At 71.3% G+C, this 17,480-nt stretch carries 13 protein-coding genes; 9 read left to right on the top strand and 4 right to left on the bottom strand.

Annotated elements, in window-relative coordinates:
• Positions 1–184: 184 nt before the first annotated feature.
• Both VF746_16695 and VF746_16700 read right to left on the bottom strand, forming a co-directional pair.
• Positions 185–493, bottom strand: a complete 309-nt coding sequence (locus VF746_16695; GenBank protein HEX8694062.1) for a hypothetical protein — start codon at positions 491–493, stop codon at positions 185–187.
• Positions 494–930: 437 nt separating this feature from the next.
• Entirely contained in the window at positions 931–2,760 is a 1,830-nt protein-coding gene (locus tag VF746_16700) for a DegV family protein (protein ID HEX8694063.1), read from the bottom strand.
• A gap of 454 nt (positions 2,761–3,214) precedes the next feature.
• On the opposite strand from VF746_16700, the gene VF746_16705 reads away from it, so the two are divergent.
• From VF746_16705 to VF746_16730, 6 genes are all read left to right on the top strand, one after another.
• Positions 3,215–3,799 carry a porin family protein gene (locus VF746_16705; GenBank protein ID HEX8694064.1) on the top strand — a complete coding sequence of 195 codons (585 nt, stop codon included), beginning with the start codon at positions 3,215–3,217 and terminating at the stop codon, positions 3,797–3,799.
• A gap of 420 nt (positions 3,800–4,219) precedes the next feature.
• Positions 4,220–4,414, top strand: a complete 195-nt coding sequence (locus VF746_16710) for a hypothetical protein (GenBank protein ID HEX8694065.1) — start codon at positions 4,220–4,222, stop codon at positions 4,412–4,414.
• A 114-nt stretch (positions 4,415–4,528) separates the two neighbouring features.
• Positions 4,529–5,107 (top strand): outer membrane beta-barrel protein, encoded by a 579-nt coding sequence (locus tag VF746_16715; GenBank protein ID HEX8694066.1) that lies wholly within the window; start codon positions 4,529–4,531, stop codon positions 5,105–5,107.
• Positions 5,108–5,449: 342 nt separating this feature from the next.
• Positions 5,450–7,027 carry an N-acetylmuramoyl-L-alanine amidase gene (locus VF746_16720; protein ID HEX8694067.1) on the top strand — a complete coding sequence of 526 codons (1,578 nt, stop codon included), beginning with the start codon at positions 5,450–5,452 and terminating at the stop codon, positions 7,025–7,027.
• 187 nt (positions 7,028–7,214) lie between these two features.
• A complete protein-coding gene (locus VF746_16725; GenBank protein ID HEX8694068.1) occupies positions 7,215–8,465 on the top strand; it encodes a hypothetical protein in 1,251 nt (416 codons plus the stop codon).
• Between the two features lie 294 nt (positions 8,466–8,759).
• The gene (locus VF746_16730; protein ID HEX8694069.1) at positions 8,760–9,968 is read left to right on the top strand and encodes a S8 family peptidase; all 1,209 of its coding nucleotides are present in this window, start codon (positions 8,760–8,762) and stop codon (positions 9,966–9,968) included.
• Positions 9,969–10,128: 160 nt separating this feature from the next.
• On the opposite strand, the gene VF746_16735 is transcribed toward VF746_16730, so the two are convergent.
• Complete coding sequence (locus VF746_16735; protein ID HEX8694070.1) at positions 10,129–10,653, bottom strand: hypothetical protein; 525 nt, start codon at positions 10,651–10,653, stop codon at positions 10,129–10,131.
• A 56-nt stretch (positions 10,654–10,709) separates the two neighbouring features.
• Positions 10,710–11,786, bottom strand: coding sequence for a hypothetical protein (locus tag VF746_16740; protein ID HEX8694071.1), 1,077 nt, complete (start codon positions 11,784–11,786; stop codon positions 10,710–10,712).
• 584 nt (positions 11,787–12,370) lie between these two features.
• Here VF746_16740 and VF746_16745 point away from each other — a divergent pair.
• From VF746_16745 to VF746_16755, 3 genes are all read left to right on the top strand, one after another.
• Entirely contained in the window at positions 12,371–13,588 is a 1,218-nt protein-coding gene (locus VF746_16745; GenBank protein ID HEX8694072.1) for a S8 family peptidase, read from the top strand.
• 491 nt (positions 13,589–14,079) lie between these two features.
• Positions 14,080–15,297: a S8 family peptidase gene (locus VF746_16750; GenBank protein HEX8694073.1), complete on the top strand. Its 1,218-nt coding sequence runs from the start codon at positions 14,080–14,082 to the stop codon at positions 15,295–15,297.
• Between the two features lie 848 nt (positions 15,298–16,145).
• Positions 16,146–17,480, top strand: a 1,335-nt coding sequence (locus tag VF746_16755) for a S8 family peptidase (protein ID HEX8694074.1), incomplete at its 3' end; no start/stop codon positions are given.

Genomic DNA, 17,480 nt, shown 5'->3' on the forward strand with positions numbered 1-17,480 from the left:
CTGGCTCGTGCGCTGTGACGGGCTTCGGTGCTCGCCGCGGGTAGCCCCCCTCCCCGGCCCTCCCCCCGCTGCGCGGTGGGAGGGAGAACTACAACCCCGTTTCATCCTCCGTGGTCGCGCGCAGCGCGGTGGAAGACTCAGGATGACAATCGTTTCGGATCACGATCCACACGGAGACGTCCGCTCAGCTGGGCGTGTCGCCGCCGGAGGGGAGGGCGGGGTCGGGGATCTCGACCTCGGAGGGGAGGCCGACGCCGTCGCGGTTCTCCACGGGGAAGTAGAGGTTGCGGCTCACGTGGCCCACGTACGACTCCAGGAACGCCCGCACGTCGCGCACCGACTCGGCCTCCCAGATGCAGACCGCGTGGGTGCCGTCGGGGGTGGGGAAGACGTGGTGCAGCGTCATGTACGGCGGCAGCGCGGGGAGCGCGGCCCGCACGTCGGCCCAGAAGGTTCGCGGGTCGCTCACGTAGTGCTGCACCAGGACGTACATGTCCGCCTCCGGGTGAGAGTGCGGGGGACCGCTCCGCCGACGGTCGGGCGTCGCCCCGAGCCCGCAAGACACGCCCGCCCCGCCATCCGTTTGCCAGACGCGCCGGCTCGCCCGCCTCGTCCCGCGTCCGGCCCGAACCTCAGACGATCAAAGGTGCCGAACGTAACCGGCATCCATCTTTCCAGCGGCCACCTGTCTCGGGCGGTTGAAACCGCGGCAACGACGACAGGAAGTCCGCCTTCGCGGACTAGCGGGCTGCGCCCGCGCGCTTCGCGCCCGCGAAGCCTGCTTTCCGCGCCGAAGCCAATCCCCGCGCCGAACCAGCCTGCGAAGGCAGGCTTCTCGCCGTTGTTGCTGCGCCTTCAGGCGCTCGATGCGGGGCCAAATTCGAGATCACCACATCACTTTCGCACTTCGCACTTCGCACTTCGCACTCCTCAGTCCTCCACCATCCACGCGATCCCCCACGCCCCCTCGCCCGCGTGCGTGCCGATCACCGGCGTCCCGGCGGCGGTCAGGATCTCGGCGTCCTTCCCCCAGCGCGCGCGGATCTCGCGGCTCACCGGCTCCACCACCTCGGGCGCGGCGATGTGGAAGATGCCGAAACGCACCTTCCTCACCCCCTTGGGCACCTTCTTCTCCAGCACCTCCAGCATCCTGGGCTGCATGGCCCTGCGGCCGCGCGCCCGGTCCACGGGCACCAGCTTGCCGGCGGCGTCGAGCTCCAGCACCGGCTTGATGTCGAGCAGCGTACCCAGCCACGCCCGCCCGCGCCCGATGCGCCCCGAGGCCAGCGCGCGCTCCAGGGTGTCCAGGACCACGATGATCCCCGACTGGTCGCGGATGCGCGTGAGCTCGGCCACGATCCGCTCGGGCTCCCACCCCAGCTCGCCCAGCTCCGAGGCCTTGAGCGCCAGCAGCCCCTGCAGCACCGAGCCGCCGCGCGTGTCGAAGACGTGCACCGGCGCCTCGTCGTCTCCGCGCAGCTTCGCCGCCCCCACCGCCGACTTGAAGGTGCCCGAGAGGCCGGAGGAGAAGAGGACCGCGACCACCGCCTCGCCCTCCTCGGCGGCGCGGCGGTACGCCTCCAGGAACGCGGCGGGCGACGGCTGCGAGGTGGTGGGGTGGGCGCCCGCCTTCAGCTGCTCGGCGAACTCGGCGGCGGTGATGTCGACGCGGTCGCGCAGCACCCGGTCGCCGTAGATCAGGTTGAGCGGCACCAGGTGCATCCCGTGGGCGCGCACCACCTCGTCGGAGAGGTCGCAGCCGGTGTCGGCCACGATCGAGACGGGGCGGCGCGCCAGGCTCATGTGCCCGGCGGCCGCGGCGCGCTCCACCCGGTCGTGCTGGGCCTGCATGTCCTCGGCCTTGTGCGTGGCCAGCTCGCCCAGGGTGCGCAGGTAGGCGAAGACCTCCTCGGGCTCGTCGGTATGGACGTGCACCTTGAGCAGGGCGCCCGAGCGGATCACCACCAGCGAGTCGCCCCGCTCGCGCAGCGCGGCGCGCACCTCGTCGGCGCCGGGGATCGACTCGCCCTTCACCAGCGCCTCGGTGCAGAAGCGGAAGCGCTCCGACTCGGCCGGGTACTCCACCGCGGCCGCGGCGAAGGCGGGCTCGTCCCACGCGGGGGCCTCGTCCAGCGCCACCAGCGGCTCGCCCGCCAGGTACCCCGAGATCCCCTCCAGCAGGTGCACGAACCCCTTGGCGCCCGCGTCCACCACGCCGGCCGCCTTGAGCGCGGGAAGGAGCTCCGGGGTGCGGGCCAGCGCCTCGCGCGCCCGCACCAGCAGCCGCTCGAAGAGCACCACGAAGTCGCCGTGCTGCAGCCGCTCGGCCTCGTCGGCCACGGCGCGCATGACGGTGATCATGGTGCCCTCCACCGGCTTCTCCAGCGCGCGGTAGACGTGCTCCGTGGCGCTCCGGAGCACCGCGCCGAACTCCGCCACGCCCACCTTCACCCGGTCGCCTACCGCGTCGGAGAAGCCCAGCAGGAAGTGCGAGAGGATCATCCCGCAGTTCCCCCGCGCCCCCAGGATCCCCGCCTCGGCCACCTGGCGCGCCACCACCGAGAGCGACTCGTCGCTGCTCCTGCGCATGCGGTCGGCGATGGACGAGACGGTGAGCGCCAGGTTGGTCCCGGTGTCGCCGTCGGGGACGGGGAAGACGTTGATGCGGTTCAGGTCCGCGCGGTGCCGCTGGACGTACTCGTTGGCCGTCAGCAGGGCGCCGCGCAGTCCGGCGCCGTCGAGGTGCGTGGGGACGTTCATCTGCTCGGGTCTGGAGGGTCGGGCGCGGCCCGCTGTCGGGGGGCCGCGGGACTTCCCGGGGGAACGGGCGGGCGTCCGGCGTCGTGCTCGTGTCGGGAGGCGCTTCCCCGTACACTTGCGCGCACGCCCGCCGCACGCAAGGGCCGGTGCGCGGCTCCGGGGACACCCCGCGTCCGCCCGGGGTGACAGCCGCGGCCGCCGCCGCCGCCCCGATGGAGCTCTCCCGGGCGCGGGCGCGGGGGTCGTGAGCTGACGGACGCGGCCTGGATGCGTTTCCGTGTAAGTGGCTGGTAATCAAGGGATTATGGATTAGCGCCGCCCGCTGTCGCCGGTGCGTGCGCGGGGCCTGCCCTTTGACGGCGCGCCGGTGTGGCGCCCATATTGACGCGCGGCCGGCCGGTCCGCCCGACAGGACGGCGGCCGGAACTCACCCGAAACCAGGATACAGCAAACGATGAAGAAGACGACGTCCGGCCTCCTGGCGGCGCTCGCCGCCCTCTCGGTCGCCGGCACCGCGCAGGCGCAGCTCGGCCCCACCACGCCGTTCTCGGTGGAGGTGCGCGGCGGCGCGGCCCTGCCGCAGGGCGACTTCGGGGACGGGCTCGACACGGGCTGGGGGCTGGGGCTGAACGCCTCCTACAACTTCACCCCGATGCTCGCGGTCTACGCCGGGTACAGCTTCAACAGCTTCGCGGTCGAGGACGACGGCGAGGAGTTCGACGCCGACGTGAACGACCGCGGCTTCGACGCCGGCCTCCGGGCCGGCTTCGCTCCGATCGGCGGCTTCTCCCCGTGGGTGAGGGGCGGGCTGGTGTTCCACGAGATCGAGATCGAGGACAACGACTCCGGGCTCAGCGCCACCACCGACAGCAACCTCGGCTTCGAGGTGGGCGGCGGGCTGAGCTTCCCCCTGGGGCCGCGCATCTCGGTGACGCCCGGCGTGAGCTACACGCGCTACACCATCGACGACGAGGACCTCGAGGAGGACCTCGACGTGTCGCACCTGAAGATCGACATCGGCCTCCACATCCGCATCTGACGGACCGGACCGGCCGCCCCGGGCAGGGGCGGCCGGATGCTTCACCCGAACAGGACAACCAGGGATGATGAAGAAGACGACGATGGGTTTCCTGGCGGCGCTCGCCGCCGTTTCGCTCGCCGGCACCGCGCAGGCGCAGATGGGCCCCACCACGCCGTTCTCGGTGGAGCTCCGCGGCGGGCTGGCGCTCCCCACGGGCGACGACATGGACGGCCTCGAGACGGGGATCGTCTTCGGCGGCGACGTGATCTTCCAGGCCACGCCGATGATCGGCGTCTACGCCGGCTACGCGTTCCAGAGCTGGGCGGTGGAGGACACCGACGACCTGGACGCCGAGATCAAGGGCTTCGAGGCGGGCGTGCGCCTCTCGTTCGCGCAGATGGGCGTGGGGGCGGCCTGGCGCCGTTCCTCAAGGGCGGCGTGCTGCACCAGAAGGCGGCGCTCGCGGCCGACGAGGGCAGCCTGGAGGGCGACTTCGAGACCGGCTTCCAGGTGGGCGGCGGCGTCGACGTGCGGCTGGGCAACCGGCTGTCGTTCACCCCGCAGGCGAGCTTCAACTCCATCGAGGACGCGCAGTGGGTCAACGTCGAGGCGGGGCTGCGCATCCGGCTGTAACGGCCGGGTGAGCGCCTCGCATACCGGGCGGCGGCGGCCGGGCGGGTCCCGGCCGCCGCCTTCTCGCGGTCCTTTCTCCTTCCCCACCCGATCCCTTCCCTTAAGCGAGGTGACATGAGCAAGAGAGCGTTCGCCGCCCTGCTGGGCGCCCTGGCGGTTGCGGCCGCGGCCGCGCCGGCCCGCGCGCAGCTTCCCCACATCACCCCCTTCTCGTTCGAGGCGCGCGCGGCCGCGGCGTTCCCCACCGGCGACCTGGAAGACGCCGGGGCCTCCGCGGGGTGGGTGCTGAGCGGGAGCGCCACCTTCCACGCGATCCCGCTGATCGGCGTCTACGCCGGCTACAGCTACGGCCAGTTCGGCGTCGAAGACGTGGACGACGTCCACTTCACCGAGCAGGGGTTCGACGCGGGCCTGCGCCTGGCGATCCCCACGCCGCTGATCCCGATCGACCCGTGGATCCGGGGCGGGCTCGTCTTCCACAAGCTGAGCCTCGACTCCGACGACCCCGACGTCGGCGGCGAGACCGACACCGGGCTCGGCTTCGAGGTGGGCGCGGGGCTGGGCTTCGGCCTGGGGCCCATCTCGCTGAACCCGGGGGTGAGCTTCGTCCAGTACGACGCGGAAGACGAGGACGACGTCGAGGCCACCGTCAGCTACTTCAAGCTGGAGATCGGCGGGCGCATCCGGCTGTAGGGCCGGCCCCACGGTCCGGTCACGATCTTGGCGGCGGCGGTCCGGAGAGTCCGGGCCGCCGCCTTCTTTGTCGCGGGAAACGATTGCGTTTCTGTCAGATACGTGGTCCGTCCGTTTCGGGTGAGACACGAATCTCCCGCGCCGGTTCTTTTCTTGCGTGCCGCTCTTCCTTCGACACCGACGAAAACGGAACGCTTGCACGAGGACGCGAAAGGCGCTATCGGTTAACCTCTCGACATCCGGACGCGTGCAAGCGAGGGCCGCCCTCCCGGGTGGTCTCGTTCCCCCGCGCGGGCCACCCCGGCCCGCGCCCCCGTCACCCCTGCCGGAGGACCTGTCCGCATGCGAACGCTGCGCACCACCGTCCTGGCGGTCGGGGCGGCCGCCTTCCTGGCCGCCTGCGCCGACCAGCCCACCACCACGCGGCAGGCGCCCCCGGAGACGCCCGCCGCCGCCCGGCTCGACGCGCTCTTCGCCCGCGCCGGCGAGGAGTTCCGCGTCCCCGCCGACCTGCTCAAGTCGGTCGGCTACGTGGAGACCCGCTGGCAGATGGTCCGCGGCGAGGAGGAGTTCCCCGGCCAGGCCCCGGCCTTCGGCATCATGGCGCTGCGCGGCGAGCGGCTGGAGCGCGGCGCGCGGCTGGCCGGCGTGAGCGTGCAGGCCGCGAAGACCGACGCGCGGGCCAACCTCCGCGCCGCGGCCGCCCTCCTCTCGGCGTACGCGGACGAGCTGGGGCTCGCGCGCGGCGACCTGGGCGCCTGGGCCCCGGCCGTGGCGCGCTTCAGCGGCATCGCCGACCCGCAGGGGCAGGCGCGCTACGTCCACGACGACGTGTACGCCACGCTCCGCAACGGCGTGGTGGAGCGCGGGGCCGACGGGAAGGCGATCGCCTCCATCCTCCCCGTGTCGGTGCGGCCCTCCCTGGCGCCGCCCTCGTCGCCGCGGCTGGCGCTGGCGCCCGACTACCCGGTGAGCGGGACGATCTGGCGGCCGTCGCCCAACTACAACGCGCGGCCCACGGGCGACATCGGCCTGGTGCACATGGTGATCATCCACACCTGCGAGGGCTCGTACACCAGCTGCTGGAGCTGGCTCACCAACACGCAGGCGCAGGCCAGCGCGCACTACGTGGTCAAGGAGGACGGCACCGAGATCTCGCAGCTGGTGCGCGAGTCGGACCGCGCCTGGCACATCGCGGCCACCTACGACTGCACGCTGAACTCCAGCCACGAGTGCTGGCGGAACGGCTACTCCAGCAACCACTTCACGGTGGGGATCGAGCACGGCGGCTTCGCCTCGCAGACCTCCTTCCCGGTGGCGCAGATCGACGCCTCGGCGCGGCTGTCGTGCGACATTAGCCGGGCGCACGGCATCCCGCGCGACCGCTACCACTACGTGGCGCACGGGCAGCTGCAGCCGTACAACCGCACCGACCCGGGCCCCAACTGGCCCTGGACCGACTACCTGAACCGCATCAACGCGGCGTGCGGCTCGTCGGCGGGGCTGATCGTCGACAGCAACAACTCCAACAACGACACCTCGCAGGGCTACATCGCGGTGTCGGCCAACTGGACCAGCAGCTCGTCCACGGCGGGCTACTACGGGAGCGGCTACTACTTCGCCAACACGGCCGCCGTCTCCGACCCGGCGGAGTTCTGGTTCTACCTCCCCTCGGGCGGCACCAGGACGATCGACGCCTGGTGGACGGCGGGGACCAACCGGGCGCCCGCGGCGCCGTTCGTCGCCTACAACGCGAGCGGGGCGGAGGTGGGGCGCGTGAGCGTGAACCAGCAGGCGGGCGGCGGGCAGTGGAACACCCTCGGCACCTGGACCTTCACCGCCGGGTGGAACCGCGTGGTGCTCTCGCGCTGGACCACGAGCGGGTACGTGGTGATCGCGGACGCGGTGCGGATCCGGTAGTGCGAAGTGCGAGGTGCGAAGTGCGAAGTGCGTGAATCGGGGATGTGAGCTACGGGAAGCGCTCGCCTGCCGGCTCCGGTGCAGGGTTGCGGATCGAGCGGGCGAGGCTTCAACTGCAATTCTCTCGGCCCGCCGCTCCCGGCTGGGGGCGGCGGGCCTCGCTTGCACGCCAACGGCAAGACCGCGGGTGACGAAGATTCGCACCAGGTCCACCGGCCGCCGTCATCCCGAGGGGAGCGGTAGCGACCCGGGGGATCTACTCGCCCCCGCTGGCGGCTCGCTCCCGTCGCGGAAGTCTCCGGGCCGCCTGAAGTTCGTCCAGCTCCTGCGTCGCGGCGCCGCGGTCGTTTGCGTCGCGCTGTCGCTCGGGGGATGCGCGGACCGCGATCTCCCGCGGGAGCGCGGGGGCGAGGCGCGCGCGGAGAAGGGGGTCGGGGCGGCGGCGGACACGATCCCGCTGGCGGAGCGGCGGGGGATCGCGGGGCGGATCGTGTTCGTGTCGGAGCGCGACGGGAACGCGGAGGTCTACTCCATCCTGCCTTCCGGCGAAGGGCTCCGGCGGCTCACCCGCGACCCGCGCGCGGACTTCCCGGGGCCGCCGGCGCCGGACGGGCGGACGCTCGTGGTCGTCTCGGTGCGCGAGGAGGGCGGCGGGCACGTGGAGCAGCTCGGACTGCTGCCGCTGGACGGGGGCGCGCTCCAGCCCCTGGGGCCGGCGAGCGCGCGGGCCCGGTCGCCGTCGTGGGGGCCGGACGGGAGCTGGCTGGCGTTCGAGTCCGACCGGGCCAGCTTCCGCGACGTCTTCCGCGTCGGGCGCGACGGCGGGGGGCTCAGGCGGCTGACCGAGGACGCGGCCGGGAGCTTCGAGCCCGAGGTGTCGCCGGACGGGGCGTGGATCGCCTTCGCCTCCAGCCGAGACGGCGACGCGGAGGTGTACGTGATGCGCGCCGACGGCTCGGACGAGCGGCGGCTCACCGCCTTCCACCGCGACGACTGGGCCCCGCGCTGGGCGCCGGACGGCCGCACGCTCGCCTTCCTCAGCGCCCGCGAGGGCGCCGACCGCGTCTTCCTGGTCGGGTCCGACGGGACGGGGCTGCGCAAGCTGAGCGCGGCGGGCGACACCGGCGCCGCGCGCGCGGACCGCCAGGAGGCCGACCCCGCCTGGTCTCCGGAGGGCGCGCGCGTCGCCCACACGCTGCGCACGCGCGACGGCGGCTCGCGCATCCGCGTCGCCGACATCGCCACGGGCGCGGTGCGCGAGGTGGCCGGCGCCGCGAAGGCGCAGCAGCCCGCGTGGTCGCCCGACGGCCGCTACCTGGCCTTCACCGCCGACGCGGACGGCGACCCGGAGCTCTGGATCGCGCGCGCCGACGGCTCCGGGGCCACCCGCCTCACCCGCTCGCCGGGCCCGGACTGGCTGCCGCGCTGGGTCCCCTGAATCGCGTAGCTTGCTTGGTCATAATCTTTGTACCCAAAATGAGCTGATCGCCATCGTGGGGTATCCGTGACTGCACCACTGCCTGCACCAGGCTGGTGCGCCGTGGCGCGGGATGCAGCGGAGAAGATCCCGGGGCGAGATTTCGAACAGCCTTCCTAATTGTAAGTCTGGAAACGGTTTGATGTGTGGCACCGCGAACGGCCCGCCGCGTGCCTGTGGGACGCCGCCACCCGCGCCCGCTCCGACGCACGGCAGCGCGGCGCCCGCCACCCACCGCACGCAGGGAGATCGCAGATGAAGCGCAGCCTCGCCCTGATGGCCGCCCTGGCCCTCGCCGCCTGCTCGGACCAGACCGAAAGCCCGGTCGGCGCCCTGGAGACGGCTCCCGCCGCCGCCGCGAAGTACATCGTGGTGATGAAGGACGCCGGCTTCCGCGGGCCGCGCCTGTCGGTGGCGGCGGAGATCCGCGGCATGGCCGAAGCGAGCGGCGTGCAGCCGAAGTTCGTCTACGGCACCGTGCTCAAGGGCTTCGCCGCCGAGTTGTCGGCCGCGCAGGTGGCCGCGCTGCGCGCCGACCCGCGGGTGGCGTACGTGGAGCCCGACGCCCGGGCGCAGCTCTTCACCACCCAGACGGGCGCCACCTGGGGGATCGACCGCGTGGACCAGGCGGACCTGCCGCTCTCGGGCACCTTCACCTACCTGGCCACGGGCGCCGGGGTGACCGCGTACATCCTGGACACCGGGATCCGCAAGAGCCACACGCAGTTCGCCGGGCGCGCCGACTACGTGGCCAACGGCCGCGGCGGCGACTTCGTGGGCGACGGCCGCGCCAACGCCGAGGACTGCCACGGGCACGGCACGCACGTGGCCGGCACCATCGGCTCCACCACCTACGGCCTGGCCAAGGCGGTGCAGCTGCGCGGGGCCCGCGTGGTCAACTGCTCGGGCGGCGGCGACGCCTCGATGGTGATCGCGGCCATGGACTGGGTGGCGGCCAACGGAAGCAAGCCGGGCGTGGTGAACATGAGCCTGGGCTACGGCAACGTGCAGTCGGTGCGCGACGCGGCCGAGCGCCTGGTGGCGGCGGGCTTCTTCGTGGCCGTGGCGGCGGGCAACGGCAACATCTTCGGCATCCCGCAGAACGCCTGCACGCAGGCCCCGGGCGGGGCGCCCAGCGTGATGACCACCGGCTCCACCACCAGCAGCGACGCCGAGTCGAGCTTCTCCAACTACGGCACCTGCGTGGACATCCTGGCCCCGGGCTCGAGCATCACCTCGACGTGGTACACCAACGACACGGCCACCAACACCATCAGCGGCACCTCGATGGCCAGCCCGCACGTGGCCGGCGTGGGCGCGCTGTACCTGTCGCTGAACCCCACGGCCACGCCGGCGCAGGTGACCAGCGCGCTCAAGGCGGCCGGCACGCCCAACACCATCTCGCTGCACAGCCGCAGCCGCACCTACGGCACGCCGAACCTGTTCCTGTTCACGGGCTACTGAGGACGGGTACGGAAGTACGGAAGTACGGAAGTACGGAAGTACGGAAGTACGGAAGTGCGTGGTCGCGGGGAGGAGCCTCCTCGCGGCCACGTGTTTTCATGCAGGCTCGATCCGGCGTCCGTGGATCACGTCGGCGAGCAGATCACCGCAGCTGGCACGCTCAGCAGCACCAGGAGGGCAGTGGCACGCCCTTGAAGGACTCGTCCGCGAACGCCGAGATCACCCAGGTGCCGTTCTCCTGTCTCCACTCCACGAATATCCCCGAGGCGGGAGACGCACCGGGTGGAACGAAGCGGTTTCCTCGCGCACGGCTCCACGCCGTTCCGCGGTGCATCACTTGGTGCGCGAAGCGGCCGATCGGCTGTCCTTCGAACTGGATGGTGAACGATTCCCACAGCGGCCCGCGGGAGCCGATCGCCCGGGGCGCCTCCGCGGCGGGGAACCGCCAGGTGCCCACGCGAGTTCCGTCCGCTCGGTGCTCGGTGTGCAGGTAGGTGAAATCCCCGGCTCGCGGGAAAAACGTGGCGATGCTGTCGCTACTCCCCCGGCGGACGGCCTCCAGGAAGGCCTTCATCCGCCGCTCGAGCGTCGGCGATCCGCTGTCGGCCGTTGCCGCAGGGGGCACCTGTGCCGCGGAGGGGCAGGGGAGCGTGGCCGCGATGCCGCTGGCGAGAAGGACGAGCATTGAGATCCGCCACGGCCGGTGCGTGCTCACGCAGCGCCGGAACTGAATCCGGGCAGTCATACGCAATCCTGGTCGATGCTGTGGATGTACTTGTGGAGATCTTCATCGTTAGTGAGCGTGGGGTGAGGGTTCTGGAAGAAATAGAGATGAAGCCCCTCGTGTACGAGCAGCGAGGGCTCGTTCCAAACCCAATGTGAGTCATACTCAATGTAGGGGCCCTGCGCGTCCTTCATGGTCTGGCCAAATCTCTGGCTGCGCTCCCCAGTCGCTGGATCGGTAGTCACGTCGTAGCCGTCCCAGAAGCGGAGGCGCTGGGACTCTCTGCCCCGGGCCGCCAGGCCACGCAGGGCCTGCTTTGCACCCGCGCACTCCGCGGGATGGTCCTTGATCTGCTCGATCCGCTCCAGGAGCTTCGTCCACTCGTCAGGCTCGACTTCCCTGGTCACACAAACCTTCTCAGCATTCCGCTGGCATGGATCGCGCCCGGTGCCGTCGTCAGGCTCCGTTTCGGTGTCAACGCCCCCCCACCAGGTCCAATCCGAATAGGGATCTGTGGTCGGCTCATCTATGGGTGGGGTTCCGGACGTGATCGGATAGCATTCAGGATACGTCCCGATCTGGTTCGGCCCGCACCACTGGCCGGTGGCGACAACGGGGGCCAGCGCCGTCTCCGAGCTCTCGACCTCTTCGAACCGGGCCGAACCCATTGACAGCCGCACGCCAGGGTTCCCCGGCGTGCTCCCCAGCCGGTGCCACCTGTCCACGTCCAGCCAGCGGTTCATCCGTGCTACCGCCGCATCGGTGGCCGGGATCACGCAATCGACCGCCGCGACGATCTGGTCGCCCGGGGTGTATCCCCGGTACCGATAGGCGGTGGTTCGCCCCTCGGGATCCAGTTCCGAAGCGGAGAACCTGACACGCGTCACCGCCGCGCTCCAGGTGGATGGTTCACCGGGCCTTGCGAGGCGCGTGATGCACACGAACGATTGCAGCCGGCCGGGCGATGCCGGCGTAACCTGAGTTTGGGCTGCGTCTATTCGGGCGGAGTCAGGTGCGGACGGCAGATCGGCACATGCGGTCGTGAGAATCGCGAGCGCCAGCGCGCCGACTGCCGCGCGGCATCGGGTCAGCATGGAAGCTCCTGAAGGGAAGGGGGTGGGAAGGTCCGAAGACCTCAGGCGGTGCATCGCTCGTGCACCTACAGGCCAACCGAGTGGCCTCTGGAGGTCGATTAGAACTCACGATCACCTCGCGACATGAATGTCACGATAGGCGCGGAGGGCGATGGATTATATGAACGAATCGCGGGCAAGACAAGTCCATGTGTAAATCATGCAACAAGTTACGACCACTCAAACAATGCTCGCCAGACTTGGATGTCGACGGTATCTGGATCCCAAGGAACACCTTTCACGGCGGAATGGCGGAGGTAACCTGTTCCGGCCCGTTCGGATCTATCGTAAACCTTTGATTTCCAACGAGTTGCACCACTGTGGTGCGCCTGCACCAGCCTGCATCGGGAGCCGTGTTGGTGGAAACAGGCTAAGTATCTGCGAATCGACTGCTTAGCGCGCGATCGCGGTTGGTCCGATCGCTGCTTACACGGCGCGCCGATCCACCGCGGCTCCGCCGGGTTCCCTCCCGGCACCGCGAACCCCAGGATCGCGCCGCCCGTCCCGGGGCGGCGCCGCGCTTCCCCCACCCGGAAGGTGTCCCGATGAAGCGTCGTCTTGCGCTGCTCCTGCCGTTCCTCGCCGTCGCCGCCGCCTGCTCCGACCAGACCCAGAGCCCCGTCGCGCCGCTGCAGGCGCCCGAGGCGGCCGCCGCCGGGAAGTACATCGTCGTCTTCAAGGGCGGCAGCCTGGCCCCGCGCCGCTCGGTCGTCGGCGCCATCCGCGACTACGCCACCGAAGCGGGGCTCCAGCCCAGCCACGTCTTCGGCACCGTGCTGGAGGGCTTCGCCGCCGAGCTCACGGCCGGGCAGGTGTCGGCGCTGCGCGGCGACCCGCGCGTGGCGTACGTCGAGCCCGACGCCGAGGTGCGCCTCTTCACCACCCAGGCCAACCCGATCTCCTGGGGGCTGGACCGCATCGACAACACCGACCTGCCGCTCAACCAGGCCTACACCTACACGGCCACCGGGGCGGGCGTGAACGCCTACATCCTGGACTCGGGGATCAACCTGAACCACCTGGACTACGTGGGCCGCGCCAACTACATCCCCAACGGCAGCGGCGGCGACTTCGTGGGCGACGGCCACGGCGACGCCAGCGACTGCCACGGGCACGGCTCGCACGTGGCGGGCACCGTGGGCGGCACCTACTCGGGCGTGGCCAAGGGCGTCACCATCTGGATGGGCCGCGTGGTGAACTGCTCGGGCGGCGGCAACGCCTCCATGGTGGTCGCCGGGATGGACTGGATCGCGCGCAACGGCCTGAAGCCGGGCGTGGTGAACATGAGCCTGGGCTACGGCAACGTGACCTCGGTGCGCGACGCCGCCGAGCGCCTGGTGGCGGCGGGCTTCACGGTGGCGGTGGCCGCCGGCAACGGCAACTTCGCGGGCGTGCCGCTCGACGCCTGCACCGAGAGCCCGGCCAACGCGCCGAACGTGCTGACCACGGGCGCCACCGACCAGACCGACAAGGAAGCCTCGTTCTCCAACTACGGCACCTGCGTCGACATCCTGGCGCCGGGCGTGGCCATCTACTCGTCGGACTATCTGGTCACCAACCAGGTCGTCACCAAGAGCGGCACCTCGATGGCCTCGCCGCACGTGGCCGGCGTGGCCGCGCTGTACCTGTCGGCCAACCCGACCGCCACCCCGGCGCAGGTGACGGCCGCCATCAAGAACAACGCGAAGCTCAACACCATCACGCTGCACAGCAAGAGCAAGCGCTACGGCACGCCCAACCGGTTCCTGTTCACGAACTACTGAGCCGGAGAGGGTACGGGGTACGAAGTACGGAAGTACGAGAGTACGGAAGTACGAGAGTACGGAAGTACGAAAGTATGGCGGATGCGAGTGGGCGCGGGGGATCTCTCCTCCGCGCCCACTCGCTTTGGGTCCGCCCCCACCCGCCGCCTGCCCGTGCGCGGTTCGCGGGGGCACTGCCCTGCCGTCCGGTGCAACTGCACCGACATGGTGCAGTGCGGGACGTCCCGCGGGCTGGTGCACCGGAGCGGTGCACCAGATCGGTGCGGCTGCACCAACAATTGCTGTGGGGAAATGCACTACAGCCGTTCGTAAACTGCCTTACACAAACAACTTAACTGATGTAAAAAGTTTGGCGCACTCCCTGCTTTCCCCCGGCGCCAGATCCCACCCGGTCCCGCCGAGCCACGCTGCCACGGACGAGAGATCGACATCCGGATCGCCCCGCCCACCCCGGGCGGTGCACGCGTTTCTTACCGCCCTAGGAGTGCCCGATGAAGCGCCGTCTCACCCTGATGGTCCCGCTCCTGGCCCTCGCGGCCGCCTGCTCCGACCAGAGCCAGAGCCCCGTCGCGCCGCTGCAGGCGCCGGCCGCCGCCGCCGGCAAGTACATCGTCGTCTTCAAGGGCGGCAGCATGGGCGCGCGCCGCTCCGTCGTCGGCGCCATCCGCGACTTCACCACCGAGGCGGGCATCCGGCCCACCCACGTGTACGGCGCGGTCCTCGACGGCTTCGCCGCCGAGCTGACGCCCGAGCAGGTGTCGGCGCTGCGCAGCGACCCGCGCGTGGCGTACGTCGAGCCCGACGCCGAGGTGCGGCTCTTCACCACCCAGACCGCCAACCTCTTCTCGTGGGGCCTGGACCGCATCGACGACGCGGACCTCCCGCTGGACCAGAGCTACACCTACACCGCCAGCGGCGCGGGCGTGAACGCCTACATCCTGGACAGCGGCATCAACCTGAACCACGTGGACCTGGTGGGGCACTCCAACTACATCCCCAACGGCAACGGCGGTGACTTCGTGAACGACGGCCGCGGCGACGCCAGCGACTGCCACGGCCACGGCACGCACGTGGCGGGCACCGTGGGCGGCCTCTACTCGGGCGTGGCCAAGGGCGCCACCATCTGGATGGGCCGCGTGGTGAACTGCTCGGGCGGCGGCACCGCCTCGATGGTGATCGACGGGATGAACTGGATCGCCGCCAACGGCCAGAAGCCGGGCGTGGTGAACATGAGCCTGGGCTACGGCAACGTGCAGGCGGTGGCCGACGCGGCCACCAACCTGGTGGCGGCGGGCTTCACCGTGGCCGTGGCGGCCGGCAACGGCAACTTCGCCGGCCAGCCGATCGACGCCTGCACCGAGGCGCCGGCCAAGGCGCCGAACGTGATCACCGTGGGCTCCACCACCAGCAGCGACGCCGAGTCGAGCTTCTCCAACTACGGCACCTGCGTGGACATCCTGGCCCCGGGCTCGGCCATCTACTCGTCGGACTACTCGAACGTCAACCAGGTCGTGACCAAGAGCGGCACCTCGATGGCGTCGCCGCACGTGGCCGGCGTGGCCGCGCTGTACCTGTCGACCAACACGACGGCGACCCCGGCGCAGGTGACGGCCGCCATCAAGGGGATCGCCAAGTCCGGCACCATCACCCTGCACCGCAGCAGCAAGCGCTACGGCACCCCGAACCTGTTCCTGTTCACGAATTTCTGATGACGGGGTCCGGCAACGGACATCCGCGGTAGCCGGGCGGGCGCGGGGGAATCTCTCCCCCGCGCCCGTTCGCTTTATGCACGCACTTCGCACTGCGGTTCTGGGCGTGTCCCTCCGCTGCGCTCCGGGCCGGGCTGCGCGCGCCGTAGGGCACGATACCACTGTGCCCAACGGCGCCGGGCCACCGCCGCCACGATACCCCCTGTGGCGGCGGCGTCCCGGCCCTCCGGGCGCGCATCCCTCACGCAGAGCCCGTCTCCGTGATGAGTTCCGTAGGGGCGAGCCCGCGAGTCCGCGCGACGCCTGGATCCGCGCGTCGCTCCACCTTCCGCGCATGCACCCTCCCCGCCCGTCGAGGCATGCCGAGGACCGTGCGCAAGATTTTGCGTGAAACCACATTCCCGAACTGCGAGGAAGCGCAAAGTCCACCCTCTCCCGAAGTCGGGAGAGGGTTGCCGCTCTAAGGCGGCGGGTGAGGGCTCCCCGCCGCCACGCCGGAGTCGGCCAGGGCACGCAGACCTCTCCGCGTGACCCTTCCGCACCGTCTCGGTGCACCGGTTCGGTGCGCGTGCACCAACATCTCGCGCGGCCCCAAAGGCACGGGTTCCGGTCAAGCCGGTTCCCGCGAACGGCTTAGGCGCGCCCGGCCCCGCGGTCCGCCGCGTGCTTCCCCCGCCGCCGCTCAGCACGACATGCGCAGGTCCGCGCGCGGGCGCCGGGAGCAGGTCCCGGCCGCCCGGGGCGATGTGGTCTTCGGAGCGTTTCCGCCGGCCCCGAGGGCGCCGGCACCCCGGCGCGGGCAGCGTCCCGCGCGCCTCATCCACCACGTGGGAGGACGCTACATGCACATGCGCTCAGTCAAACCCCTCGCGCTCGCGGCGCTCGCGGCCCTGGCCGCCTGCTCCGGGCAGGACTCCACCCCCGTCGCCACGCGCCCCGCCGTGCAGGCGCCGCTCCTGGCCGCCGCGCCGGGACGGGCCGTGGAGGGCTCGTACATCGTGGTGCTCGAGGAGGGCGCGGACCCGCGCGCCGTGGCCGCCGTGGCCGGCGTGAGCCCGCGCCACGTGTACACGGCGGCGCTCAACGGCTTCGCGGCCACGCTCAACGCCGGGCAGCTCAACGCCCTGCAGCACAACCCCGCCGTGGCCTACGTCGAGCAGGACCAGACGGTCACGCTCAGCACCACGCAGACGAACGCCACCTGGGGGCTCGACCGCATCGACCAGCGCGACCTCCCGCTGAACGGCACCTACAACTACACGCCCACCGGCGCGGGCATCCGGGCGTACATCATCGACACCGGCATCCGCACCACGCACAACGAGTTCGGCGGCCGCGCCTCCATCGGGCGCGACTTCATCGGCGACGGCAGCACGGACTGCAACGGGCACGGCACCCACGTGGCCGGCACCGTGGGCGGCGCCACCTACGGCGTGGCCAAGGGCGTCACCCTGATCGGCGTGCGCGTGTTCGCCTGCGGCAACACCGGCTCCACCTCCACCATCATCGCGGGGATCGACTGGACGGCGCAGAACGCCATCCGCCCCGCCGTGGCCAACATGTCGCTGGGCGGCGGCGCCTCCACCGCCATGGACGACGCCGTGCGCCGCCTGATCACGGCCGGCGTGATCGCCGTGGTGGCGGCGGGCAACGAGAGCCAGGACGCGTGCAACGTCTCGCCCGCGCGCGTCACCGAGGCGATCACGGTGGGCTCCACCACCAGCACCGACGCCCGCTCGTCGTTCTCCAACTACGGCAGCTGCGTGGACGTCTTCGCCCCGGGGAGCAGCATCACCTCGTCGTGGTACAGCAGCAACACGGCCACCAACACCATCAGCGGCACCTCGATGGCCAGCCCGCACACCGCGGGCGTGGCCGCGCTCTACCTGCAGGGGAACACCTCGGCCACGCAGTCCACCGTGGCCAGCGCCATCATCAACAGCGCCACCACGGGGAAGGTGACTGGCGCCGGCACCGGCTCGCCCAACCGGCTCCTCTACTCGCCGCTGACCGACGGCACCGTCACGCCGCCGCCGCCGCCGCCGGGCGCCCCCTGCACCAGCTGCACGCTGTACACGGGGAGCCTCACCGGCGCGGGCGACTACGACATCCACCCGAACGGCACCTACTACCAGAGCACCGTCTCGGGCACGCACCGCGGCTGGCTGCGCGGCCCCGCGGGC

Source organism: Longimicrobium sp. (assembly GCA_036389795.1).
GTDB lineage: Bacteria > Gemmatimonadota > Gemmatimonadetes > Longimicrobiales > Longimicrobiaceae > Longimicrobium.

Coding starts and splice junctions, on each gene's coding strand:
- VF746_16695 (HEX8694062.1), bottom strand. CDS start 493: ATGTACGTCCTGGTGCAGCACTACGTGAGCGACCCGCGAACCTTCTGG.
- VF746_16700 (HEX8694063.1), bottom strand. CDS start 2,760: ATGAACGTCCCCACGCACCTCGACGGCGCCGGACTGCGCGGCGCCCTG.
- VF746_16705 (HEX8694064.1), top strand. CDS start 3,215: ATGAAGAAGACGACGTCCGGCCTCCTGGCGGCGCTCGCCGCCCTCTCG.
- VF746_16715 (HEX8694066.1), top strand. CDS start 4,529: ATGAGCAAGAGAGCGTTCGCCGCCCTGCTGGGCGCCCTGGCGGTTGCG.
- VF746_16720 (HEX8694067.1), top strand. CDS start 5,450: ATGCGAACGCTGCGCACCACCGTCCTGGCGGTCGGGGCGGCCGCCTTC.
- VF746_16730 (HEX8694069.1), top strand. CDS start 8,760: ATGAAGCGCAGCCTCGCCCTGATGGCCGCCCTGGCCCTCGCCGCCTGC.
- VF746_16735 (HEX8694070.1), bottom strand. CDS start 10,653: ATGCTCGTCCTTCTCGCCAGCGGCATCGCGGCCACGCTCCCCTGCCCC.
- VF746_16740 (HEX8694071.1), bottom strand. CDS start 11,786: ATGCTGACCCGATGCCGCGCGGCAGTCGGCGCGCTGGCGCTCGCGATT.
- VF746_16745 (HEX8694072.1), top strand. CDS start 12,371: ATGAAGCGTCGTCTTGCGCTGCTCCTGCCGTTCCTCGCCGTCGCCGCC.
- VF746_16750 (HEX8694073.1), top strand. CDS start 14,080: ATGAAGCGCCGTCTCACCCTGATGGTCCCGCTCCTGGCCCTCGCGGCC.